Source organism: Pseudoduganella sp. jia 12 (assembly GCF_055502675.1).
This window is the reverse complement of record NZ_JBUXKP010000001.1, coordinates 95,578-116,760: the sequence shown is the minus strand read 5'-3', so window position 1 is coordinate 116,760 and position 21,183 is coordinate 95,578. Positions and strand designations below refer to the sequence as shown.

Annotated in this window: 22 protein-coding genes; 16 read left to right on the top strand and 6 right to left on the bottom strand. The window is 67.2% G+C overall.

Annotated features, from left to right (window positions below; all coding sequences use genetic code 11):
- Nucleotides 1-17: 17 nt before the first annotated feature.
- Nucleotides 18-1,721 carry a histidine kinase famiy protein gene (locus ACY65G_RS00520; protein ID WP_464995423.1) on the bottom strand — a complete coding sequence of 568 codons (1,704 nt, stop codon included), beginning with the start codon at nucleotides 1,719-1,721 and terminating at the stop codon, nucleotides 18-20.
- A gap of 155 nt (nucleotides 1,722-1,876) precedes the next feature.
- Between ACY65G_RS00520 and ACY65G_RS00515 the strand changes: the two genes are divergently transcribed.
- Nucleotides 1,877-2,770, top strand: a complete 894-nt coding sequence (locus ACY65G_RS00515) for a phytanoyl-CoA dioxygenase family protein (protein WP_464995422.1) — start codon at nucleotides 1,877-1,879, stop codon at nucleotides 2,768-2,770.
- Between the two features lie 16 nt (nucleotides 2,771-2,786).
- On the opposite strand, the gene ACY65G_RS00510 is transcribed toward ACY65G_RS00515, so the two are convergent.
- Nucleotides 2,787-3,512, bottom strand: a complete 726-nt coding sequence (locus ACY65G_RS00510; protein ID WP_464995421.1) for an HAD-IA family hydrolase — start codon at nucleotides 3,510-3,512, stop codon at nucleotides 2,787-2,789.
- A 90-nt stretch (nucleotides 3,513-3,602) separates the two neighbouring features.
- A complete protein-coding gene (locus ACY65G_RS00505; protein ID WP_464995420.1) occupies nucleotides 3,603-3,926 on the bottom strand; it encodes a hypothetical protein in 324 nt (107 codons plus the stop codon).
- Nucleotides 3,927-4,274: 348 nt separating this feature from the next.
- Between ACY65G_RS00505 and ACY65G_RS00500 the strand changes: the two genes are divergently transcribed.
- From ACY65G_RS00500 to ACY65G_RS00490, 3 genes are all read left to right on the top strand, one after another.
- On the top strand, nucleotides 4,275-5,462 hold the full coding sequence (locus ACY65G_RS00500) for an alpha/beta hydrolase family protein (RefSeq protein ID WP_464995419.1): 1,188 nt from the start codon (nucleotides 4,275-4,277) through the stop codon (nucleotides 5,460-5,462).
- Between the two features lie 211 nt (nucleotides 5,463-5,673).
- A complete protein-coding gene (locus ACY65G_RS00495; protein WP_464995418.1) occupies nucleotides 5,674-6,369 on the top strand; it encodes an SOS response-associated peptidase in 696 nt (231 codons plus the stop codon).
- Nucleotides 6,366-8,900, top strand: coding sequence for an excinuclease ABC subunit UvrA (locus tag ACY65G_RS00490; protein ID WP_464995417.1), 2,535 nt, complete (start codon nucleotides 6,366-6,368; stop codon nucleotides 8,898-8,900). Before ACY65G_RS00495 ends, ACY65G_RS00490 begins: the two co-directional genes overlap by 4 nt.
- Here the strand turns inward: ACY65G_RS00490 and ACY65G_RS00485 are convergent.
- Nucleotides 8,885-9,316: a hypothetical protein gene (locus ACY65G_RS00485; protein ID WP_464995416.1), complete on the bottom strand. Its 432-nt coding sequence runs from the start codon at nucleotides 9,314-9,316 to the stop codon at nucleotides 8,885-8,887. The genes ACY65G_RS00490 and ACY65G_RS00485 overlap by 16 nt on opposite strands.
- 448 nt (nucleotides 9,317-9,764) lie before the next feature.
- On the opposite strand from ACY65G_RS00485, the gene ACY65G_RS00480 reads away from it, so the two are divergent.
- The 6 genes from ACY65G_RS00480 to ACY65G_RS00455 all read left to right on the top strand — a co-directional run bounded on the left by ACY65G_RS00480 (nucleotide 9,765) and on the right by ACY65G_RS00455 (nucleotide 13,439).
- Nucleotides 9,765-10,358: a phasin family protein gene (locus ACY65G_RS00480; protein ID WP_464995415.1), complete on the top strand. Its 594-nt coding sequence runs from the start codon at nucleotides 9,765-9,767 to the stop codon at nucleotides 10,356-10,358.
- 114 nt (nucleotides 10,359-10,472) lie between these two features.
- The gene (locus tag ACY65G_RS00475; protein ID WP_464995414.1) at nucleotides 10,473-10,721 is read left to right on the top strand and encodes a hypothetical protein; all 249 of its coding nucleotides are present in this window, start codon (nucleotides 10,473-10,475) and stop codon (nucleotides 10,719-10,721) included.
- The gene (gene trxC, locus ACY65G_RS00470) at nucleotides 10,718-11,158 is read left to right on the top strand and encodes a thioredoxin TrxC (RefSeq protein ID WP_464995413.1); all 441 of its coding nucleotides are present in this window, start codon (nucleotides 10,718-10,720) and stop codon (nucleotides 11,156-11,158) included. The genes ACY65G_RS00475 and trxC overlap by 4 nt, the downstream gene beginning before the upstream one ends.
- 69 nt (nucleotides 11,159-11,227) lie before the next feature.
- A complete protein-coding gene (locus ACY65G_RS00465; RefSeq protein ID WP_464995412.1) occupies nucleotides 11,228-12,451 on the top strand; it encodes an MFS transporter in 1,224 nt (407 codons plus the stop codon).
- 13 nt (nucleotides 12,452-12,464) lie between these two features.
- Complete coding sequence (locus ACY65G_RS00460) at nucleotides 12,465-13,085, top strand: helix-turn-helix transcriptional regulator (RefSeq protein ID WP_464995411.1); 621 nt, start codon at nucleotides 12,465-12,467, stop codon at nucleotides 13,083-13,085.
- Between the two features lie 78 nt (nucleotides 13,086-13,163).
- Nucleotides 13,164-13,439, top strand: coding sequence for a hypothetical protein (locus ACY65G_RS00455; RefSeq protein ID WP_464995410.1), 276 nt, complete (start codon nucleotides 13,164-13,166; stop codon nucleotides 13,437-13,439).
- A 221-nt stretch (nucleotides 13,440-13,660) separates the two neighbouring features.
- Here ACY65G_RS00455 and ACY65G_RS00450 read toward each other — a convergent pair whose 3' ends face one another.
- On the bottom strand, nucleotides 13,661-14,827 hold the full coding sequence (locus ACY65G_RS00450) for a multidrug effflux MFS transporter (protein ID WP_464995409.1): 1,167 nt from the start codon (nucleotides 14,825-14,827) through the stop codon (nucleotides 13,661-13,663).
- Nucleotides 14,828-15,019: 192 nt separating this feature from the next.
- Here ACY65G_RS00450 and epsC point away from each other — a divergent pair, with 192 nt between their 5' ends.
- Nucleotides 15,020-15,940: a serine O-acetyltransferase EpsC gene (gene epsC / locus ACY65G_RS00445; protein ID WP_464995408.1), complete on the top strand. Its 921-nt coding sequence runs from the start codon at nucleotides 15,020-15,022 to the stop codon at nucleotides 15,938-15,940.
- Between the two features lie 7 nt (nucleotides 15,941-15,947).
- Here epsC and ACY65G_RS00440 read toward each other — a convergent pair whose 3' ends face one another.
- Complete coding sequence (locus tag ACY65G_RS00440; protein WP_464995407.1) at nucleotides 15,948-16,250, bottom strand: putative signal transducing protein; 303 nt, start codon at nucleotides 16,248-16,250, stop codon at nucleotides 15,948-15,950.
- 259 nt (nucleotides 16,251-16,509) lie between these two features.
- Here ACY65G_RS00440 and ssuE point away from each other — a divergent pair, with 259 nt between their 5' ends.
- The 5 genes from ssuE to ACY65G_RS00415 are packed head-to-tail and all read left to right on the top strand — an operon-like array spanning nucleotide 16,510 to nucleotide 20,920.
- Nucleotides 16,510-17,112, top strand: a complete 603-nt coding sequence (ssuE, locus tag ACY65G_RS00435; RefSeq protein ID WP_464995406.1) for an NADPH-dependent FMN reductase — start codon at nucleotides 16,510-16,512, stop codon at nucleotides 17,110-17,112.
- Nucleotides 17,109-18,101: a sulfonate ABC transporter substrate-binding protein gene (locus tag ACY65G_RS00430; RefSeq protein ID WP_464995405.1), complete on the top strand. Its 993-nt coding sequence runs from the start codon at nucleotides 17,109-17,111 to the stop codon at nucleotides 18,099-18,101. The genes ssuE and ACY65G_RS00430 overlap by 4 nt, the downstream gene beginning before the upstream one ends.
- Nucleotides 18,102-18,126: 25 nt before the next feature.
- Nucleotides 18,127-19,281, top strand: coding sequence for an FMNH2-dependent alkanesulfonate monooxygenase (gene ssuD, locus ACY65G_RS00425; RefSeq protein ID WP_464995888.1), 1,155 nt, complete (start codon nucleotides 18,127-18,129; stop codon nucleotides 19,279-19,281).
- A gap of 1 nt (nucleotide 19,282) precedes the next feature.
- Entirely contained in the window at nucleotides 19,283-20,098 is an 816-nt protein-coding gene (gene ssuC, locus ACY65G_RS00420; protein WP_464995404.1) for an aliphatic sulfonate ABC transporter permease SsuC, read from the top strand.
- A gap of 21 nt (nucleotides 20,099-20,119) precedes the next feature.
- Nucleotides 20,120-20,920 (top strand): ATP-binding cassette domain-containing protein, encoded by an 801-nt coding sequence (locus ACY65G_RS00415; RefSeq protein ID WP_464995403.1) that lies wholly within the window; start codon nucleotides 20,120-20,122, stop codon nucleotides 20,918-20,920.
- Nucleotides 20,921-21,183 lie beyond the last annotated feature (263 nt).

The following is a 21,183-nucleotide window of genomic DNA, read 5'->3' as shown; positions in this document are numbered from 1 at the left end:
CCCCGTGAAACCACGGCTCAGACGCTGGCCGGGTGCGGCCGCGCGCCCTGGCCGGCCAGCGCATCGGTGATGCGATCGAGCAGTTCACTGACCTTGTAGGGTTTCGGCAGCACCGGAAACGCGGGACTGCGCGCATCCGGCAGCTGTTCCATGTAGCCGGTGGCCAGCAGGATCGGCAGGCCGGGCTGGCGCCGCCGCACTTCCTCGGCCAGTTGTACACCTGTCATCCCGCCGGGCATGATCACGTCGGAAAACAGCAGGCCGACCTCATCATGCTCATCCAGCAACTGCAGGGCTTCCTCGCCGCTCGCCGCCGTCAAGACCGCATAACCATGCGCTTCCAGCATCGTCTGGCCCAGCTGACGCACGTCTTCGTTGTCTTCCACCAGCAGGATCGTTTGCTTGTCGCTGCCGGTGCCGGTGGGGGTGTCGGTCGCGGACGCGTGCACGGTTGCAGCCTGGTCGGCGACCGGGAAGATCATCCGGACGGTGGTGCCACGGCCCGGCTTGCTCTCGATATCGAGCCGGCCATGCGACTGCTGCACGAAACCGTGCACCATCGCCAGGCCCAGGCCCGTGCCCGGCCCCTTGGTGGTAAAGAAAGGCTCGGTGGCGCGGCGCAGCACTTCCGGCGTCATGCCCGCGCCCTTGTCGACCACGCAGATCACCACGTACTGGCCCGGCGGCAGGTGATGGATGGCCAGGCGCCGCGCATCGGTGAGCACCGACGTGCCGACCGTGACTTCGCCACGGCCGCTTAGCGCATCGCGTGCGTTGATCAGCACGTTCAGGAGCGCCATCTCCAGGTGGGTGGGATCCAGCACGCATGGCGGCAGGCCGGGCCGCAGGTCGAGCTGCAGCTGCACTTCCTGTCCGAGCGTGCGCACCAGCATCTCGGCAAATTCCAGCACCAGGGCATTGAGGTTGATGCGGCGCGGCTCGAGGCGCTGCTTGCGGGCGAAGGTCAGCAACTGCTGCGTCAGCGCGCCGCCTTTCATGGCGGCGCGCTGGGCGCGGCCGATCGCCTGCAGTGCCTGGGGCTTGGCGTCGATCAGGCGCTGGGCCAGCTCGAGGTTGCCGTTGACGACCTGCAGCAGGTTGTTGAAATCGTGCGCCAGCCCGGCCGTCAGCTGGCCGATCGCCTCCATCTTCTGCGCCTGCAGGTACGATTGTTCGTGGATGCGCCGCTGCGTGATGTCCATCTGCGATGCAAAGTAATACTGCAGCTTGCCGGCCTTGTCGAAAATCGGTCCGATGAACAGCGCGTTCCAGAACGGCGTGCCGTCGGCCTTGTAGTTCAGGATGTCGACGGCCACGGCGCGCTGTTCGCGCAGTGCCTCGCGCACCTCGGCCACGGTAGCCGGATCGGTATCCGGACCCTGCAGCATGCGGCAATTGCGGCCCAATAACTCCGATTCCTGGTACTGGGTCAGGTCGAGGAGGGCGCCGTTGACGAACACGATGGGATCGTCCGGCTGGTTCGGATCGGTGATCAGCATCGGCATCCGCGTCATCTCGACGGCGGCAAAGAAGATATTGCCGCGCTCGCCCAGGTCCGGCTTGTCGAGGTAAGTGGCCTGCCAGTGCCGCACACCGGGATTGCCGAGCGTCGATACCGCGTTGCCTTCCAGTTCGCCGCAGGCCAGCTTGCCGATGACCTGGCCGCCGGCCTGTTCCTCGGTCGGTACGCTGGCATCATCCTTTTGCCGTCCGATCGTCATGGTTGCTCCTCCCAAGCCGTTGTTTCTGATTCGTTTGCGGCTCATCGTAAGGGCCGCGCGGGCGCTTCGCTGTTCGCGCGCGCACATATCCGTCACGGCCAGCCGTGCCGCGCCCGCCAACGGTTTTGCCTACAATGACGGCAAGGGAGGACACCATGGAAGAGATCAGGAACGAGAGCAGCATCGAGAAGGCAGGCATGAGCGGCATTCGCAGTTCCGGCTACGACGTGGCGCAGATCATGGGCGCGCTGTACGGCGACGGTTTCACGGCGCTGAAGGGCGCTTTTTCACGCGACTGGGTACAGCGCCTGCGCGAGGATATCGATGCGCTGTTCGCCGAAGCGCAGCGCCAGCCCGGCGGCGCGCTGCCCCGCGGGCCGAACCGCTTCTACGTCGAGATCCATCCGGAACGGCTGCGCGGTTTCGGCGACATCATCGCGCACCCATGGGTGGTGGCGGTGTGCGAGGCGATTCTCGGACCGGACTATAAAATCGTCGAAGCCGGCTTCGACGTGCCCGGGCCCGGCGCCCTGCACCAGCCATGGCACCGCGATTTCGCGAGTCCGGAAGCCACGCTGCGGGGGCGCCGCCTGAACTCGCTGGCCTTCAACATCACCACGGTCGACGTGACCGAGGACATGGGCCCCTTCGAGATCGCCCCCGGCACCCAGTGGGACGACCTGGCCGGTGGCCACCACATGTTCCCGGCCCAGGACCTGTGGCCGCGCTACGAGGCGCGCGCGCAGCGCAAGCTGGCGCAGATGGGCGACATCTCGGCACGCTCGGCGTTGACGATCCACCGCGGCACGGCCAACCATTCCAATAAATCGCGGCCCGTGTTCGTGCTCGGCGTGGATGCGCCGGACGGCACGAACGCCGACAAGCACGACCTGCAAGTCACGCACGGTTACTGGGACAGCCTGCCGGAACACGTGCGCCGCCACCTGGCATGCCGCGTCGTGGACCGGCTCGAGCCGATCGTGCAAGGGCATGCGATCGAAGGCTTGCTGCAGGGTGTCGGCGAGCCGACGATGGGCGGCCCGGGCTGAGGAAGTTATCGGGAAGTCAGGCCGTGGCGCACAGCCGCGCCACCAGTGCCGGCAATTCCGCCATCTCGCCGAACACGTGCGCGGCGCCCGCGTCGCGCAGCAGTTGCGCCTGGCCCGGAGGGCTGTGCTCGCCGCCGCCGAAACCCAGCACGGTCGCGCCGGCGGCCACTGCCGCATGCACACCGGTAACGCTGTCTTCGATGACGAGGCAGCGTGCCGGGGCAACACCCATGCCGGCCGCGGCAGCCAGGTACACGGCCGGATCGGGCTTCGGGCGGCCGGCGATGTCGGCCGTATAGATACCCCCTTCGAACAGCGAAGCCAGGCCAGTGCGCGCCAGTAATCCCTGCACGCGCACGTTGCGGCTGTTGCTGGCCACGGCCTTCGCCAGCGGGATCGCCGCGTAGGCTTCGCGCACGCCCGGTATCGGCTGGGCCTTGCGGTCGCATTCGCCTTCCACCACGGAGCGCATCACGGCCAGGTCGGGCACCGTGGGTTCGGGCAGGTGCAGCTCGGCGCACACCCCCAGCACGAGCGCCTCGAGCTTCAGCCCGAGGCGCGGGCGGATCAATGCGGCCAGCGCGGCGCGGTCCGCATGCAGCGGCGCCAGGTAATCGACGAGGGCTTGCAGGGCCACGGCTTCGCTGTCGATCAGCACGCCGTCGCAATCGGAAATCAAGTGGGTGAAGTGTGTGCCGAGTGGTTCAGTGGAGTGTCCACCGGGTGGTGCGGTAAGCGTCATGCCAGGTCCGTCCGAAAAGAGTTCGGGCGATCATGCCACATCGGCGCGAATTGAACAGGCGTAACGGATCTCCCGGATGGGGGACACGAATCAGGCGCGGATGTCGATCAGCGTGCCGAGACGCTCGTCGGCTGCCTGGATCAGCTTGGCGGACAGGTCGAAGCCGGCCTTGTACATGAGCGAATTGGTCAGCGACGACGCGAACGCCGCGGCCGGGTCGGTGCCGGACGGCGCGCCGCCGATATTGTCGGCGGCCGACAGGTCGCGCGCCGCGATCGACAGCGTGACGCCGGTGCCGGCCGGCCGCGCTTCGTTGAACGTGGCCGACTGGGGGACGAAATGACCGGTGTTCATGTTGGCGGTGTTATGCGCCGCCACACCCAGTGCGTTGCCATTGGCTTGCAGTCCCGTCAAGCCGATGCCCAATGCCGAAATCGCCACCCGGTTTCCCCCTATGAAGACTCACCAGTTTACTGGAATTCCGGTGGCACACGCCTGCCTGATCCAGCCAGGGGCGACGACGGTGTCGTAAATAGGGGAATAGGGTAAGCAGTCCGGCAACGAGTTGGAGGAATGGCATGGCGGCTGCAACGCCGGGGAAGCGTGGCCGTCAGGGTGAATGACAATTCGGCGTTCCATAAAGCAACAAATGCTATAGAGCACGCTTAAAAGTTGCTTAGATTAATCTTTTTGAATTGCAATGGATGAGGATTGATACCAGAATCGGGATATTGCCCAACGCCAATTTTCCGAGAGTTTGCCGTGTCCGTTTCGTCCCGCCTCCGCAACCTTGCCGCCGTCCTGACCGCAGTACTGTCGTGTGCCATGCTGGCACCGTCCGCCGGGGCGCAGCAGCTGCCGCTCGATTCGCGCCTGAACGAGCAGATCGTGATGGTGCCCGCGGGGCCGCGGATGAACGTGAAGCTCGAGACCACGCTGTACAAGCCTGCCGGCGCCGGTCCGTTCCCGCTGCTGATCATCAACCACGGCAAGTCGCCGGGCAATCCGCGCGCGCAGTCGCGCGACCGTTTCGTCTACATGGCCACCCAGTTCGTGCGGCGCGGCTATGCGGTGATGGTGCCGATGCGCACGGGCTTCGCGCACTCGGGCGGCACGTATTCCGACTTCGGCTGCAACATGAAGGCCAACGGTTACCAGCAGGCCGGCGACATCGCCGACGTGGTGGCCTATGCGCGCGAGCAGGCGTACATCGACCCGGACCGCATCGTCATCGCGGGGCAGTCGTATGGCGGGCTGGCCAGCGTTGCGCTGTCCACGCAGGACCTGCCGGGCGTGCGCGGCATCATGAACTTCGCCGGCGGCCTGAAGGTGCACGGTGGCAGCTGCGACTGGCAGCAGTCGCTGGTGGGCGCGTTCGCCGAGTTCGGCCGCAAGAACCGCATCGAAACGCTGTGGATGTATGGCGCCAACGACAGCTATTTCGGCCCCGCGCTGGTGAACCGCATGTACGACGCGTTTGCCGCGAACGGCGGCAAGGTGCAACTGGTGGCCTACGGCCCGTTCAAGCACGATGCGCACACGATGCTGGGCAGCCGCGACGGCCAGCAGGTATGGCTGCCGGAAGTGGAACGCTTCCTGCGCCAGGTGGGCATGCCGACCGATCAGGTGTATGCCGTGGCCGAGCCGGCGCCGCAGCCGCGCACCAATTACGCATCGCTCGACGACGTGGCGGCCGTGCCGTTCCTGCCCGAAAAGGGGCGCCAGCAGTACAAGGCGTTCCTGACCAAGCAGACGCCGCGCGCATTCGCCGTGTCGTCGTCCGGCGCGTGGGGCTGGGCCGAGGAAGGCGAAATGCCGAACGAACGCGCCCTGGCCGCCTGCCAGGCCGCCAGCCGCGAACCGTGCAGGCTGTATTCGGTCGATGACTATGTGGTGTGGGGCGAAGTGACCGAGCAGCCGAAGGACACCATGACCGGCCGGACGGAGTAATTCACCAGCTGAGTTCGTGTTGTCGGACTACAGTCCGACAACACGAGCTCGACCGTCAGCCGCGCGAGGGAATGGCCTTCCGCGCGCTCCGATCGTAATGGCTGAGCCCGTGTCCCGGTGCCAGGCAGTCGGACTGCAGTCCGACAACACGGGCTGGACCGCAGTCGCAGCGGTGCGCGGCGGCCGAGTGTCATGCTGCTACCATGGCAACATGTGTGGACGATTCGATCAAAACGACATCGCGCGGCGCTATGTTGCCGCGTTCGGCTGGGCCGACGCCGTCTATGACAGCGAAGCCCGCCCGACCTTCAACGCGGCCCCCGGCACCTACCGGCCGGTGCTGCATCTCGTCGACGGCAAGCTGCATGTCGACGACCTGCACTGGGGCTACCGGGCCTCGTGGGCGGCGGAAAAGCTGCCCGTCAGCGTGAACGCGCGCCTCGAGAAACTCACCAGCAGCTACTGGAGCCGCCTGATGAAGGGCGGCCGCGCCGTGGTGCCCGCGAGCGGCTGGTATGAATGGACCGGCGCAAAGGGCAAGCGCCAGCCCTGGCACATCCACCGCAAGGACCGCGAGCCGCTGTTCATGCTGGCCCTGGCCGATTTCCGCCCGCTGCGCGACGGCAACCCGGAGAACAAGGCCGAATCCGGCTTCGTGCTGGTGACGGCCGATGCCGAGGGCGGCATGGTCGACGTGCACGACCGGCGCCCGGTGGTGCTGAGCGCGGCCGATGCGGCCACGTGGCTGGATCCGGACCTGCCGCGCGAACAGGCCGAGATGCTGGCGCGGCAGATGGCGCTCGGTCCGGAAGCGTTCGAGTGGTACCGCGTTACCACCGATGTGAATTACGCGGGGCGCGACGGCGAGCACCTGGCCGCGCCCCTGTCCGACGAGGGCGATGAATGAGCGGCAAGGCGAAGGCGGGACATGTCACGGTGCGCGGCGCGCGCGAGCACAACCTCAAGAATGTCGACCTGGAGATCCCGCGCGACGCGCTCGTCGTGTTCACGGGCGTGTCCGGCTCCGGCAAGTCGTCGCTGGCGTTCGGCACGCTGTATGCCGAGGCGCAGCGGCGCTATCTCGAATCCGTGTCGCCGTATGCACGGCGGCTGTTCCACCAGATGCCGGTGCCGCAGGTGGACGAGATCGAAGGATTGCCGCCCGCCGTCGCCCTGCAGCAGCAGCGCGGCACGCCCACCACGCGCTCCTCGGTCGGCAGCGTGACCACGCTGTCGAACTCCCTGCGCATGCTGTACTCGCGGGCCGGCAACTATCCGCCCGGCCAGGAACTGCTGTACGCCGAATCGTTCTCGCCGAACACGCCGGAAGGCGCCTGCCCGCAATGCCACGGGCTGGGCCGCGTGTACGAAGCCACCGAAGCCTCGATGGTGCCGGACGATTCGCTGACGATCCGCGAGCGCGCCGTCGCCGCATGGCCCACGGCATGGCACGGCCAGAACCTGCGCGACATCCTCGTCACGATGGGCTACGACGTCGATACGCCGTGGCGCGACCTGCCGAGGAAAACGCGCGACTGGATCCTGTTCACCGACGAGCAGCCCACCGTGCCGGTGTATGCCGGCCTCACGCCGGAGGAAACGAAGCGCGCGCTGAAGCGCAAGGAAACGCCGAGCTACCAGGGCACGTTCACCGGCGCGCGCAAGTATGTGCTGCAAACCTTCGCCAACACGGAAAGCGCGTCGATGAAGAAACGCGTGGCACGCTACATGGTCAGCACCGAATGCCCGGCCTGCCGCGGCCGGCGGCTGCGGCCCGAGGCGCTCTCGGTCACGTTCGCCGGGCAGGACATCACGGAGCTGGCGCAACTGCCGCTGCAAAGGCTGGCCCGCACCATGGCGCCGTATGCCGACGGCACCGCGAAGGTGGGCGCGAAGGAAAAGGCCGCGCACCCGGAAAAACTGATCGTCACGCAGCGCATCGCGCAGGACGTGATGGCGCGGCTCGACGTGCTGCTGGACCTGGGCCTGGGATACCTGGCGCTGGACCGCGGCACGCCCACGCTGTCGCCGGGCGAGCTGCAGCGGCTGCGGCTGGCCACGCAGGTGCGCTCGAACCTGTTCGGCGTGGTCTACGTGCTGGACGAACCGTCGGCCGGCCTGCACCCGGCCGACACGGTGGCGCTGCTGCGCGCAATGGACCGGCTGAAGGCGGGGGGCAATTCGCTGTTCGTCGTCGAGCACTCGCTGGACGTGATCCGCCATGCCGACTGGCTCGTGGACGTGGGGCCGGCGGCAGGCGAGGGCGGCGGCCACGTGCTGTACAGCGGCGACCCCGCCGGCCTGCGGGCCGTGGAAGCATCGCAGACGAGGCGCTACCTGTTTCCCGCATCCGCGCCAGCGGCGCGCGAACCGCGTGCGCCGCAGGGCTGGCTGAAGCTGGCCGGCGTCACGCGCAACAACCTGCACCGGCTGTCGTGCGATTTCCCGCTCGGCGTGTTCAGCACCGTGACGGGCGTTTCCGGGTCGGGCAAGTCGAGCCTCGTCAGCCAGGTGCTCGTCGACCTGGTGGTGCGCGCGCTGGGCCATGAACCGGAAACCGAAGCGGAGGAAGGCGACGAGCTGGAACAGCAGGCCCCGGCCACCCTCGAGGGCAGGATCACCGCCGGCCTGGAAGGCATCCGCCGCCTGGTGCGCGTCGACCAGAAGCCGATCGGCCGCACGCCGCGCTCCAACCTCGCCACCTACACGGGCCTGTTCGATCACGTGCGCAAGCTGTTCGCCGAAACGAAGACGGCGAAATCGCGCCGCTACGATGCCGGCCGCTTCTCGTTCAATGTGGCCAAGGGCCGCTGCGACAATTGCGAGGGCGAAGGTTTCGTGATGGTGGAGCTGCTGTTCCTGCCCAGCGTGTATGCGCCTTGCCCGGTGTGCGGCGGCGCGCGCTACAACGCGAAGACGCTGGAAGTGACGTACCGCGACCGCAACGTGGCCGAGGTGCTGGCGATGACGGTCGACGCGGCCTGGGAATTCTTTGCCGAGGAACCGGCGCTGCGCCGCGCGCTGGACGTGCTGCGCGACGTCGGCCTCGGCTACCTGCGGCTGGGCCAGCCCGCCACCGAACTGTCCGGCGGCGAGGCACAGCGCATCAAGCTGGCCACGGAGCTGCAGCGCGCGAGTCGCGGCAGCATGCTGTATGTCCTCGACGAGCCGACGACGGGGCTGCACCCGGCCGACGTGGAACGGCTGGTCGCGCAACTGCACAAGCTCGTCGATGCCGGCAACACGGTGATCGCCGTCGAACACGACATGCGCGTGGTGGCGGCCAGCGACTGGGTCATCGACATCGGCCCGGGCGCCGGCGAGGAGGGCGGCCGTATCGTGGCCGCGGGCGTGCCGGCGGCGGTGGCCGCGGCGGCGGACAGCCGCACGGCCCCTTACCTGCGCAACTTCCTGAAGAACCGTCACAGCCAGCCGTGAGCGGCCGCATAGGCCGCCACGGCCAGCGCCGCGCTGGCCCAGATCATCGGCCGCACGGCGCCTCGCATGCTGTACGCCAGCACGGCGCTGGCACGGTGCAGCCGCACCAGCGCCACCACGGCCAGCAGGTTCTGGGCCGCCACCACGAGGTTCAGCAGCATGGCGGCGGCCAGGCACCAGGCCGCCGTATCGGCACGGCGGTGCGCGTCGCCTGCTGCCAGTTCATCGCTGGCCAGCGCCACCAGCGCGCCATGCGCCACGGCGAGCACCAGCCCGTACAAGGTCGTGTTCACGAAACGAGGCTGGAAGTGGCGGGCGCGAAATTGCGGCACGAGCGCGAGCACATGCAGCGCGATCGCCAGGATCACGCCCATGCGCAGCGGTCCCGCAATCTCGGTCAGCAGGGTGGCATTCATTGCGGTCACTCCCCGGTGCCCCGGATTGTTCCAGCGTGGCGCGGCTTGCGACGTGATATCGCAACGAAATATCGCGCAACGTAACATCGCGCAACGTAACATCGCGCAACGTAATTTCGCGCAACGTAATATCGCGCGACGCGATATCGCATGACGTGATGCCGCAATTCGATGCCGCAAGGAGCTTGACGCCGAAGCGCCGCATTCGCCGGGACGGGGCGCTCAAACCGGCTGGGTCGCATGCGTTCGACCATAACGGCGATCACGAACGGTCGGCGCACGATAGCGCCTATTCGCGTTGTCGAGCCGTGCACGTTTGATCGAGATCATGCTTGCTCATTCCAACACACGTAGCCTTGTCACTCGCGCCACATTAGGTGGTGTGATTCCCGGATCACCCCGTATTTTCCGGTCATTCTTTTGGCTCACTTACTATAAAGAGGCAACCATGTTTCCTTTTTCCCAGAGTATTACGCCCGCTGCCAAGAACCACGTCCAGGCCCAGGTTGCGTACTTCAACGACTTTTCCCGTTCGGTGTTCCAGTTGGCCCAGCAGATCAACGAAGTGAACCTGCAACTGGCCCAGACGTGGCTGGAGGACCTGGCTTCCACCAGCCAGGCCGTGATCACGGCGGGCAAGCCGACCGAGGTGTTCGCAGTCACGGCCTCGCGTGCGCAACCGGTGGCGGACCGGTTCAGGGCTTACCAGCAACAACTGTCGAAGATCACGGCGGAAGGCCAGACCAGGCTGATTCGCGTGGCGGGCGAGCATGCTGATGAAACGGCCCGTGCCGCGCGCGAGTTCACCGACGAAGTCACGCGCGTGACGTCCGAGGAAACCGAGCGCACGCTGCGCCAGCAGCACGACACGATGCGCCAGCTGGCCAACCCGCTGGACAGCATGGTGGACAGCGCCACCCGCCAGGCCCGCGCCGCGATGGGCAACGGCCTGGACCTGGCCAACCAGGCCGCGCAGGCTGCCCAGGCCGCCACGCGAACCGCCGCCGGCCAGCAGCCGCGCAAGGAAGGACATCCGTCCTGAGCCGCTAAACCTGGCGGCGCACGCCGCCGCTTTGGTACGCCGGCACTCCCATGCGACACGCCGGCACGCCGGGCGCTACACTCGCGGTTCTATCGATGAGCATGGAGCGTCCGGATGGGAGACTGGATCGATTTATTGCAGTGGCCGGCCATGGCCGCATCGCTGCTGGCGGCGTGGCTGGTGGCGTCGCAGCGGCCGGGCCGGCGCCTGGCCGGTTTCATTGTTTTCCTGGTCAGTAACGCGATGTGGATCACCTGGGGCGTGCATGACGATGCCCGGGCATTGATCGCGTTAAACTGCTGCCTTGCCGCCACCAATGTCCGTGGCATCGTCAAGAACCGCAACGCACAGGAAAATTCATGACCGACCCCTTGCACACCGTTTGCCCCCACTGCGACGCCGTCAACCGCGTGCCGCCGGAACGGCTCGGCGAAGCGCCCACGTGCGGCAAGTGCCAGGCTTCGCTGTTTACCGGGCAGCCGGTCGACCTGTCCGGCGCAAGGTTCCTGAAGCATATCGAACGCAGCGACCTCCCCGTGCTGGTGGATTTCTGGGCGCCATGGTGCGGTCCATGCCGCAGCATGGCGCCGTTCTATGCCCAGGCCGCCCGGCAGCTGGAGCCGCGGGTGCGCGTGACGAAGGTGGACACGGAAGCGAACCAGGACATCGGCGCGCGCTTCGGCATCCGCAGCATTCCCACGCTGGCGCTGTTCCACGCCGGGCGCGAAGTGGCACGCCAGCCCGGCGCGATGGACACGAGCGGTATCCTGGCGTGGGTGCAACGGCACCTGCCGCACTAAGCGAGCACTGATGGGTATTTAGTAAATTAAAAAGTTTACATATTGTCGGGTTCGCCGTATAGTCGGCGCATGAACCATCTTCTCCTGCTCACGGCGGCTTGCCTGCTGGCGCTGCTGTCGACCGTCGGCGCTTCGCTGCCGTATCCGATCCTGCCGCCGTTGTTCGCCTCGGGTGCCGCGAACGGCCTCAACGCGTTCCTGGGCCTGCCACCGAAGCTGCTGTTCGGCATCGCGCTGGCCATCAATCCCGTTGGCCTGCTGATCGGTGCCACCTTGCTGGGGCCGTTGTCGGACCGCTACGGCCGCCGCCCCCTGCTGCTCGGCACCGCGTTCGGCGCCGCCGCCGGCCATGCGCTGACGGCATACGCGCTGGTGCTGGAATCGTATCCGCTGTTCATCGTGGCGCGCTTCGCGACCGGCCTGCTGGAAGGCAACGGCTCGATCTGCCGCGCGCTGATCGCGGAAAAATTCACGGGGGCCGAGCGGGCACGCGGCCTGTCGCTAGTGAACGGCGCCTTCCACCTGGGCTGGCTGGTGGGGCCGATGCTGGCCGGCCTCACGCTCGGCTTCGGCATCGTGGTGCCGTTTGCCGCCGCGATCGGCGCGCTGCTGCTGGCCGGGCTGCTGGCGGCGCTGGCGCTGCCGCGCGAGCCGGCGTCGCAGGAAACCACGTCGCTGTGGCAGGTGGCACGGCACCGCCATGCGCTGAACCTGCTGCGCCATGGCGAGCCCCGCACGCTGTTCTTCATCCAGCTGGCGGGTTTTTGCGGCGTGGCCGCGTTCTACGAGTTCTATCCGCTGTGGCTGGTCGAAGAGGGCCACTACGATGCGGCCCGCATCGCGCTGATCAACATGGCCATGTGCGGCATCATGACCGCCGCGTCGGTGGTGGCGGGGCGCATGATGGGCCAGTGCTCGGGCGCGGAGTCGCTGCGCATGGCCGGCTGGTTTGCCTGGGGCATCGCGCTCGCGGTCGGCTGCGTGGCGGCCGGCAATCTGTGGATGGGGCTGGCGGCGATCACGCTGTTCGGCATCCCGAACGCCTTTTTCAACGCGACCGTGCAGCCATGGGCCGCGGAGCGTTTCGCCGAACACGGACAGGGCGCAGTGATGGGCCTGATGTCGACGACGTTCTGCCTGGCCACGATCCTGATGGCGCTCGTCGGTGCCGTGCTGGTCCTGGTCGATACCCGTCTCGTGCTGGCGGTGGGCGCCGCGGCGAGCCTGTGGGCCGGCTGGCGCCTGCATGGCTGGCGCCGCGAGCTGGCACCGGCCTTGGGCACCATTCGTTGAAAGGAATTCATTGATGAACACGTCCGAGCGCATCCTCTTCCTGCTCAAGACGCGCGGGCCGAAAACGGCGCAGCAGCTGGCCGACCTGCTGGAACTGACGTCGATGGGCGCACGGCGCCACCTCGAGGCGGCCGAGGAAAAAGGGCTCGTGGCCTTCGAGGACGTGGCCGAGAAAGTAGGGCGCCCGGCGCGGCGCTGGCTGCTGACCGATGCCGGCCACGCCCGCTTCCCGGACCGCCATGCCGATCTCACCGTGGCGCTGATCGACCAGGTGCGCACGCTGTTCGGCGACGAGGCGATGGACCGGCTGATCGTCTCCCGCGAAGCCGCCAGCGAAGCGTTCTATCGCGACACGATCGGCACCGCCACCGCCATGTCCGAGCGGGTGGCGGCGCTGGCCCATGCGCGCGACGTGGAAGGCTACATGGCCGAGGTGGAAACGCAGCCGGACGGCAGCCTGCTGCTGGTGGAAAACCACTGCCCGATCTGCGCCGCCGCCCGCAGCTGCCAGCAATTCTGCCGCTCCGAGCTCGACGTGTTCCAGCGCGTGCTGGGCCCCGGCTGCAATGTGGAGCGCACCGAACACCAGCTCGCCGGCGCACGGCGCTGCGCCTACCGCATCGTGCCGGCGTAATTGCGGCAAGGCCCCGTTACGCTGCGCCCGAATTCCGTCCCGTCGTGTACAGTAGTAAAAACACAACGGAGGATCACCATGCCACTGGAAGATGAGGAACGCCGCAGGTTCGTGGCGGAAGTCTGGAAACGCTACGAGGAAGTGCAGAACTGGGCCATCGCCAACTGGCCCGACACCGAACACCGGCTGTCGACGAGCGATTTCGTCGAAGGCCGCAAGGAAATCCTCGGCCTTGGGCTGCCGCCCGAGCAGAAGCTGAAGCAGGAGCCGCAACGGTCCGGCGATCCGGCCGCGCCGGAGCCGGAAGATGGCGGCCCGCAATACCTGGATGTGACGCCGGCCCCGTGGCCGTAACGATTGCGTGAGGGCGCTGGCCGGATCAACCGGATCACCCGCGCCGTGCGGGAATCCAGCACAGCAGGCTGACCACTAAACAGCCCCGCAGTTCCCCTTATTGCCGCCGTGGGGGGGGCTGGGCCGGATCACCCGCGCCGTGCGGGAATCCAGCACAGCAGGCTGACCACCAGGCAGCCCCGCAGTTCCCCTTACTGCCGCCGTAGGGGGGCTGGGCCGGATCACCCGCGCCGTGCGGGAATCCAGCACAGCAGGCTGACCACCAGGCAGCCCAGCACCCCACAGGCCAGCTTGAACGCGCTGTCGAACAGCAGCGGCGCAACGAGTCCCGACACGAGCGCGAACAGCGTCATCTGGATGAACGACTGCAGGGAGGCGGCCAGGCCGCTGTTGTCGGGGAACAGGTTCATTGCCAGCAGCGACAGCGGCGGCATCGCCAGCGCCAGTGCCAGCGAATAGAAGAACAGCGGCAGCACGGCCCACGGTACCTCGGCCGGGAAGAAATACGTGTACGCCACGTTGGCCAACGCGGCGGCGGCCATGCCGCCGTAGCTCATCCAGACCAGCTGCGCCTGCGTGCGGGAGCGCGCCAGCTTGCCCGACAGGCCCGAGCCCACCACCATGCCCGCCACCAGCGGAATGAACAGCCAGCCGAACGCCGTTTCCGGCAGGTGCAGGATGTTCATGATGAAGTAGGCTGCCGAGCCGATATACAGTGCGAAGCCGCCGAACGCCACGCCCAGCGCGGCCGACAGCAGCAGGAAGCGGCGGTGGCGCAGCACCTTCAGGTAATTCGCCGCGATCGGTTTCAGTTCGAACGGATGGCGTTTTTCGTGCGGCAGGCTTTCCGGCAGCCAGCGCCACACGGCCACGAACATCACCACGCCGAACAGTGCCAGGAACCAGAAGATCGAGCGCCAGCCCATCGACACCTGCAGCCAGCCGCCGATGATCGGCGCGAGCGCGGGCGCCAGCCCGAACACCATCATGATGTGGCCGAGGATCTTCTGCGCATCGGCGCCTTCGAAGCGGTCCTGCACGATCGCGCGGCCGACCACCGTGCCGGCGCCGGACGACAGGCCCTGCAGCACGCGGCAGAGCAGCAGGAAGCCCAGCGAGCCGGCCAGCGCGCCGCCCACCGAGGCGATGACATAGGCCACCAGCGACCACAGGATCACCGGCCGGCGGCCGAGCGTGTCCGACAGCGTGCCGTAGAACAGCATCATGAACGCGAAGCAGAACAGGAACAGCGACAGGGTCTGCTGGATCGCGATCGGCGTGGCGCCGAACTCGGCGGCGATCGCGGGGAACGAAGGCAGGTAGGTATCGATGGCCAGCGGCCCCACCATCGTCAAGCCGGCCAGCAGCACCGTCAGCAGGATATTCATGGAAAGAGTATCGTTATTGTTTTTCGGGCGCGTATTGTACGCCAGCCCTGCGATGGTTGCCGCGCCCGCCGCACAGGCCCCGACCGCATGGCCGGTCATATCGATATGCGCTGATTGCATAACCGGGCCGCCGCGGATTTTCGTAGAATGCGCGTGCGCGCGACCTGCGCGCCACATGAGTAGATGAAGAACATGACTATCGATACCTTCGACGGCACCGGCGTGAAGCCCGCCCATTGGGACCTGGATGCCGTGGTTGCGGCGCTGCGCGTTTCGCGCGAGGCCACCCACAACATCCGCCACCAGCGCCGCGTGCGCGAGCTGCCATCGCGCGAGGCGCTGACCACCATCGTCAACGGCCTGTCCGCCGTGCTGTTCCCCACCCACTACGGACGGCCGAACCTGACGGACGAGAGCATCGATTATTTCGTCGGCGACACGCTCAATACCACGCTGAACCGGCTGACGGAACAGGTGCGCCGTGGCCTGCAGTTCGCCGACGATGCCGACCTGGCCGAGGAAACGCTGACCCAGAAGGCGCACGACATCACCCGCGCCTTCGCCGCCAGCCTGCCGGAAATCCGCGGTTTGCTGGTGTCGGACGTGCAGGCCGCCTACGCGGGCGACCCGGCGGCCACGTCCATCGCCGAGATCATGCTGTGCTATCCGGGCACGATCGCGATCCTGTACTACCGGCTGGCGCACCAGCTGCACAAGCTCGGCTCGCCGTTCCTGGCGCGCATGATCTGCGACATCAGCCACTCGCTGACGGGCGTCGACATCCACCCGGGCGCGCGGATCGGCGCCAGCTTCTTCATCGACCACGGCACCGGCGTCGTGATCGGCGAAACGGCGATCCTCGGCGAGCGCGTGCGGCTGTACCAGCACGTGACGCTGGGCGCGAAACGCTTCCCGACCGATGCGTCGGGCATGCTCATCAAGGGCACGCCGCGCCACCCGATCGTCGAGGACGACGTGGTGATCTACGCCGGCGCCACCGTGCTGGGCCGCATCACGATCGGCGCCGGCTCCACCATCGGCGGCAACGTGTGGCTGACACAGAGCGTGCCGCCGCACAGCAACGTATCGCAGGCGCAGACGCGCAGCGACTGAGGCGCCGCTACTCGGGCACTTCGCCATCCTTCAGCGCCAGGTCGCCGCGCTCATAGGCGGCCAGTATTTCCTTCGCGGCGGCCAGGTCGCGCTCGTGCACGAGCACGCGCGCGCCGCCCATCGCGGGCGAGATCAGCTGGTCGACCTGGGAATGGTGGTCGTCGGCCACGGTGGCGGCGATGCCCGCGGCATGCAGGCAGCCGCGCAGCACATGGGCCTCGGTGGGATCGAGGCAGCGTGCCGCGATCGTGTAGTCGTCCTTGACCTCGTCCTTGAGGCCATCCTTGAGGTCATACTTGATATCGTCCATCGTCGTCTCCTGTTTCCACCGATTATGGACGATGGCACCGCGAATGGGCGCTACCGTGCGCGCGCAGCGCAGGGATGAGGAAGACGTGGCCAGTATGGCGCCCGCTCTGCCGGGACGTCCAGGAAGAAAAGCACGCTTCCATATGCGGGAAAATCATGCCCGGAAAATCACATATCGAAGTGCGAAAGGATTCGTTCTGAGATAAGGGATGCTGCCGTAGCCTTGCAATCACCGAATTGTCAAGACAAGGCGAAACCACATGAGCATCCTCCTGATTTCCGGCAGCCCCGCCGTTCCTTCCACCTCCAGCCGCCTGCTGCACCATATCGGCGACAAGCTGGCCGCCCACGGCTACCGCACCACGCGACTCAACGTGCGCGACCTGCCTGCGCAGGCATTGCTGGCGGCCGACAACACGGACGCCGTGGTGCGCGCCGCGCTGGCCGAAGTGGCCGATGCCCATGCGGTGATCGTCGCCACCCCTGTCTACAAGGCGGCATATTCCGGCGTGCTGAAAGCCTTCCTGGACCTGCTGCCGCAGAACGGCCTGGCCGGCAAGATCGTGCTGCCGGTGGCGACGGGCGGCAGCCAGTCGCACCTGCTGGCGCTGGACTATGCGCTGCGCCCCGTGCTGCATGCGCTCGAAGCGGACCAGGTACTGACCAGCATCTATGCCACGTCGCAGCAGGTGCAATGGAGCGAGCACGAAGGCGTGCTGCTGGCACCGGAGATCGCCGTGCGGGTGGCCGCCGGTGTGGCCACGCTGGACCGGGCACTGGGCTACAGAACCGCGGCTGAGGAAGCGGCGCGCGCCCCGGTGCGTTCGCTGCAGGATCACCCGTACGTGTCGCAGGCCGCATGATGACGGCACCGCAAGAACGCACGGTCCGCCGCCGCACGCTTGCTTTGCTCGTGGCCGCGGCCTTCGGGGCCACGGCTGCCGGATTCGCGCCGCTGGCCCAGGCGCAAGAGAACAAGGAACCGCGAAAGGTACTGCGCATCGGTTACCAGAAATACGGCACGCTCACGCTGCTGAAGGGGCGCGGCACGCTGGAAAAACGCCTGGCGCCGCAAGGCGTGACGGTGCGGTGGACGGAATTCCCGGCCGGCCCGCAACTGCTCGAAGGCCTGAATGTGGGCAGCATCGATTTCGGCACCGTGGGCGAGGCGCCACCGATCTTCGCGCAGGCCGCGGGCGCCGCACTGGTCTATGTGGGCAACGAGCCGCCGTCGCCGCACAGCGAGGCGATCATCGTCCAAAAAGATTCCAAGCTTGCGAGCGTCGCCCAGCTGAAGGGCAAGCGCGTGGCGCTGAACAAGGGCTCCAACGTGCACTACCTGCTGCTGCGGGCGCTGGAACAGGCCGGCGTGGCCTACAAGGATGTCCAGCCCGTCTACCTGCCGCCGGCCGACGCGCGCGCCGCGTTCGAGCGCGGCTCGGTGGACGCATGGGTGATCTGGGATCCGTTCTTTGCCGCGGCGCAGAAGCAGCTTGGCGCCCGCGTGCTGGTCGACGGCAAGGGACTGGTCGCCAACCACCAGTTCTACCTGGCCTCGCGCGGCTGGGCACGGGACAACGCGGCACTGCAGAAGGTGCTGCTGGAGGAGATCGCCAAGGTCGACGACTGGGGCCGCGACAACGCCAGGGAAGTGTCGGCGATCCTGTCCGCCCAGACCGGGCTCGATCCGGCCGTCGTCGAACTGGCCGCTTCGCGCTACAGCTATGGCGTGAAGCCCGTGTCGAACGAAGTGCTGCGCGAGCAGCAGAAGATCGCCGATGCCTTTGCAGCCCTGAAGCTGATCCCGAAACCCATCGCCATCAAGGATGCCGTGCTGGCATCGGCAAAGTAACCATCTTTACGGAGTATTCATGTCTTTGAATCTGTTCTGGTTCATTCCCACCCACGGCGACAGCCGTTACCTTGGCACGTCGAAAGGCGCGCGCGCCGTCGATGCCGACTACCTCCGGCAGGTGGCCGTGGCGGCCGACACGCTGGGCTACGACGGCGTGCTCCTGCCCACCGGGCGCTCGTGCGAGGATGCCTGGGTAGTCGCATCCTCGCTCATTCACGCGACGAAGAACCTCAAGTTCCTCGTCGCCGTCAGGCCCGGGTTGTCCACGCCCGGCCTGGCGGTGCGGATGGCCGCCACGTTCGACCGGCTGTCGAACGGGCGCCTCCTGATCAACGTCGTTACCGGCGGCGACCCCGCCGAACTGGCCGCCGATGGCCTGACCGCCGATCACGCCGAACGCTACGAGATCTCGGATGAATTCATCCGCATCTGGCGCGGCGCGCTGTCCGGCGAGGGCGGCGATGCCGGCTTCGACTTCGACGGCAAGCACCTGCAAGTGAAAGGCGCAAAAACGCTGTACCCGGCCGTACAGAAACCGTACCCGCCGCTGTACTTCGGCGGTTCGTCGGAAGCGGCGCACGAGCTGGCGGCCGAGCAGATGGACGTGTACCTGACGTGGGGCGAGCCGCCTGCCGCGGTGGCCGACAAGATCGCCGACATCCGCCGCCGCGCCGCGGCGCATGGCCGCACCGTGAAGTTCGGCATTCGCCTGCACGTGATCGTGCGCGAAACGAACGAGGAAGCATGGCAGGCGGCCGACAAGCTGATCTCGCACTTGGACGACGAAGTGATCGCCAAGGCGCAGGCCTCGTTTGCCCGCATGGATTCGGAGGGCCAGCGCCGCATGGCCGCGCTGCACGGCGGCCGGCGCGACAAGCTCGAAGTGTCGCCGAACCTGTGGGCCGGCGTGGGCCTGGTGCGCGGCGGTGCCGGCACGGCGCTGGTGGGCGATGCCGAAACGGTGGCAGCGCGCATCCGCGAATACCAGGAGTTGGGCATCGAGACGTTCATCTTCTCCGGCTACCCGCACCTGGAAGAGTCGTACCGCTTCGCCGAACTCGTGTTCCCGCTCCTCAAGGATGGGAAACTGCGGGGCAAGGAGCAGGGCGAGGTGTCGATCACGGGGCCGTTCGGCGAGGTGATGGCCACCGACATTGTGCCGAAGAAGGCGGCGTGAGATGACCAGCGCCGCGATTGCCTCCGCGCCCGCCGCTCCGGCGCGACCGGGTGCCTGGCCGCGCGTGCAGGCGGCGCTGGCCCCGTGGCTGCTGCCGATCTTCCTGCTGCTGGCATGGGAAATCTCGGCCCGCACCGGCTGGCTGTCGACCCGGATCCTGCCCGAGCCGCTGGCCGTGGCCACCGCGTTCTGGACGTTGGCCGCATCCGGCGAGCTGTGGGAACACCTGCGTACGAGCCTGTGGCGCGCCATGTCCGGCTTTGCGGTGGGCGCCGGCCTCGGGCTGGCCCTGGGCCTGCTGACGGGCAGCTTCCGCCGCGCCGAAACGCTGCTCGACACCACGCTGCAAATGGTGCGCAACATCCCGGCCCTCGCCCTGATCCCGCTGGTGATCCTGTGGTTCGGCATCGATGAAACGGCCAAGCTGTTCCTGCTGGCGGTGGGCGTGTTCTTCCCGGTCTACCTGAACACGTTCCACGGCATCCGCGCCACCGATGCGGGCCTGATCGAGATGGCGAAGTCCTATGGCCTGAAGGGCTGGCCGCTGTACCGCGACGTGATCCTGCCGGGCGCGCTGCCGTCGATCCTCGTCGGCGTGCGTTTCTCGCTGGGCCTCGTGTGGGTGCTGCTGATCGTGGCGGAAACGATTTCCGCGCAGGCCGGCATCGGCTACATGACGATGAACGCCCGCGAATTCCTGCAGACGGACGTGGTGCTGGTGGGGATCCTGCTGTACGCGATCCTTGGCAAGGTAGCCGACCTCGTTGCCCGTGCGCTGGAGCGCCGCCTGCTCCGCTGGAATCCGGGTTACAGCTGAACCTTCATTCGAGAGACCAAGATGCTGCATGCAACGTTACCTATCGATACCGAACCGTTTGCCTTCACGCCCGAGCCGGTGGAAGCTTCGCCCGCGCGGCGGCCATTGGCGCGGCAGGGCGTGGGCGTCCGCCTCGAAGGGTTGACGAAATCGTTCGGCCAGCGCCGCGTGCTCGATGGCGTCGGGCTGGAACTGAAGGCCGGCGAATTCGTGGCCATCGTCGGCCGCAGCGGCTGCGGCAAGAGCACGCTGCTGCGTACGATCGCCGGGCTGGACGCCGTCGACAGCGGCCGCGTGGCCGTGGGCAATGGCGTCCGGCAGGGGGAAGCTCCGCTGCGCATGATGTTCCAGGAAGCGCGGCTGCTGCCGTGGAAGACGGTGCTGGAAAACGTCGCGCTGGGATTGCAGAATGGATTGCACGCGGCCGCCGGCGCGCTCGCCGCCGTGGGCCTTGCGGACCGCGCCGATGCGTGGCCGGCGCAATTGTCCGGCGGCCAGCGGCAGCGCGTGGCGCTGGCCCGCGCCCTGGTGCATGAACCGTCGCTGCTGCTGCTCGACGAACCGCTGGGCGCCCTGGACGCGCTGACCCGCATCGAGATGCAGCAGCTGATCGAATCGCTGTGGCGCCAGCGCGGTTTCACCGCCGTGCTGGTGACGCACGACGTGCAGGAAGCGGTGGCGCTGGCCGACCGCGTGCTGCTGATCGAAGAGGGCCGCATCACCCTCGACCTCGCCGTCGACCTGCCGCGTCCGCGCCATCGCGGCAACCCCGCCTTCGCCGCGCTCGAGGAAAAGCTGCTGGACCGCTTGCTGGCGCGCTGATCCGCCACGGATTCCAACATCTTTTTAGTGTCGAGCTCGTGTTGTCGGACTATAGTCCGACTGCCAGGCACCGGGACACGGGCTCTGCCATTGCACTTCGCAGCAATGAGCGACCCGGATTCTGACCTCTTTTTAATGTTGAGCTTGTGTTGTCGGACTATAGTCCGACTGCCAGGCACCGGGACACGGGCTCATCGGGAATTCCCAGGCTGCATAGGCCATCCCGGTAACTTCCGCCTTTCCCCTTTGGCAGATAGGAAGCC

What these genes read in the sequence shown, in the direction of transcription:
- ssuE (WP_464995406.1), top strand. Translation starts at nt 16,510, where the DNA reads ATGAGCATCCTCCTGATTTCCGGCAGCCCCGCCGTTCCTTCCACCTCC.
- ACY65G_RS00510 (WP_464995421.1), bottom strand. Translation starts at nt 3,512, where the DNA reads ATGACGCTTACCGCACCACCCGGTGGACACTCCACTGAACCACTCGGC.
- ACY65G_RS00520 (WP_464995423.1), bottom strand. Translation starts at nt 1,721, where the DNA reads ATGACGATCGGACGGCAAAAGGATGATGCCAGCGTACCGACCGAGGAA.
- ACY65G_RS00460 (WP_464995411.1), top strand. Translation starts at nt 12,465, where the DNA reads ATGAACACGTCCGAGCGCATCCTCTTCCTGCTCAAGACGCGCGGGCCG.
- trxC (WP_464995413.1), top strand. Translation starts at nt 10,718, where the DNA reads ATGACCGACCCCTTGCACACCGTTTGCCCCCACTGCGACGCCGTCAAC.
- ACY65G_RS00490 (WP_464995417.1), top strand. Translation starts at nt 6,366, where the DNA reads ATGAGCGGCAAGGCGAAGGCGGGACATGTCACGGTGCGCGGCGCGCGC.
- ACY65G_RS00430 (WP_464995405.1), top strand. Translation starts at nt 17,109, where the DNA reads ATGATGACGGCACCGCAAGAACGCACGGTCCGCCGCCGCACGCTTGCT.
- ACY65G_RS00485 (WP_464995416.1), bottom strand. Translation starts at nt 9,316, where the DNA reads ATGAATGCCACCCTGCTGACCGAGATTGCGGGACCGCTGCGCATGGGC.
- ACY65G_RS00415 (WP_464995403.1), top strand. Translation starts at nt 20,120, where the DNA reads ATGCTGCATGCAACGTTACCTATCGATACCGAACCGTTTGCCTTCACG.
- ACY65G_RS00515 (WP_464995422.1), top strand. Translation starts at nt 1,877, where the DNA reads ATGGAAGAGATCAGGAACGAGAGCAGCATCGAGAAGGCAGGCATGAGC.
- ACY65G_RS00450 (WP_464995409.1), bottom strand. Translation starts at nt 14,827, where the DNA reads ATGAATATCCTGCTGACGGTGCTGCTGGCCGGCTTGACGATGGTGGGG.
- ACY65G_RS00465 (WP_464995412.1), top strand. Translation starts at nt 11,228, where the DNA reads ATGAACCATCTTCTCCTGCTCACGGCGGCTTGCCTGCTGGCGCTGCTG.
- epsC (WP_464995408.1), top strand. Translation starts at nt 15,020, where the DNA reads ATGACTATCGATACCTTCGACGGCACCGGCGTGAAGCCCGCCCATTGG.
- ACY65G_RS00480 (WP_464995415.1), top strand. Translation starts at nt 9,765, where the DNA reads ATGTTTCCTTTTTCCCAGAGTATTACGCCCGCTGCCAAGAACCACGTC.
- ssuC (WP_464995404.1), top strand. Translation starts at nt 19,283, where the DNA reads ATGACCAGCGCCGCGATTGCCTCCGCGCCCGCCGCTCCGGCGCGACCG.
- ACY65G_RS00495 (WP_464995418.1), top strand. Translation starts at nt 5,674, where the DNA reads ATGTGTGGACGATTCGATCAAAACGACATCGCGCGGCGCTATGTTGCC.
- ACY65G_RS00455 (WP_464995410.1), top strand. Translation starts at nt 13,164, where the DNA reads ATGCCACTGGAAGATGAGGAACGCCGCAGGTTCGTGGCGGAAGTCTGG.
- ACY65G_RS00475 (WP_464995414.1), top strand. Translation starts at nt 10,473, where the DNA reads ATGGGAGACTGGATCGATTTATTGCAGTGGCCGGCCATGGCCGCATCG.
- ACY65G_RS00440 (WP_464995407.1), bottom strand. Translation starts at nt 16,250, where the DNA reads ATGGACGATATCAAGTATGACCTCAAGGATGGCCTCAAGGACGAGGTC.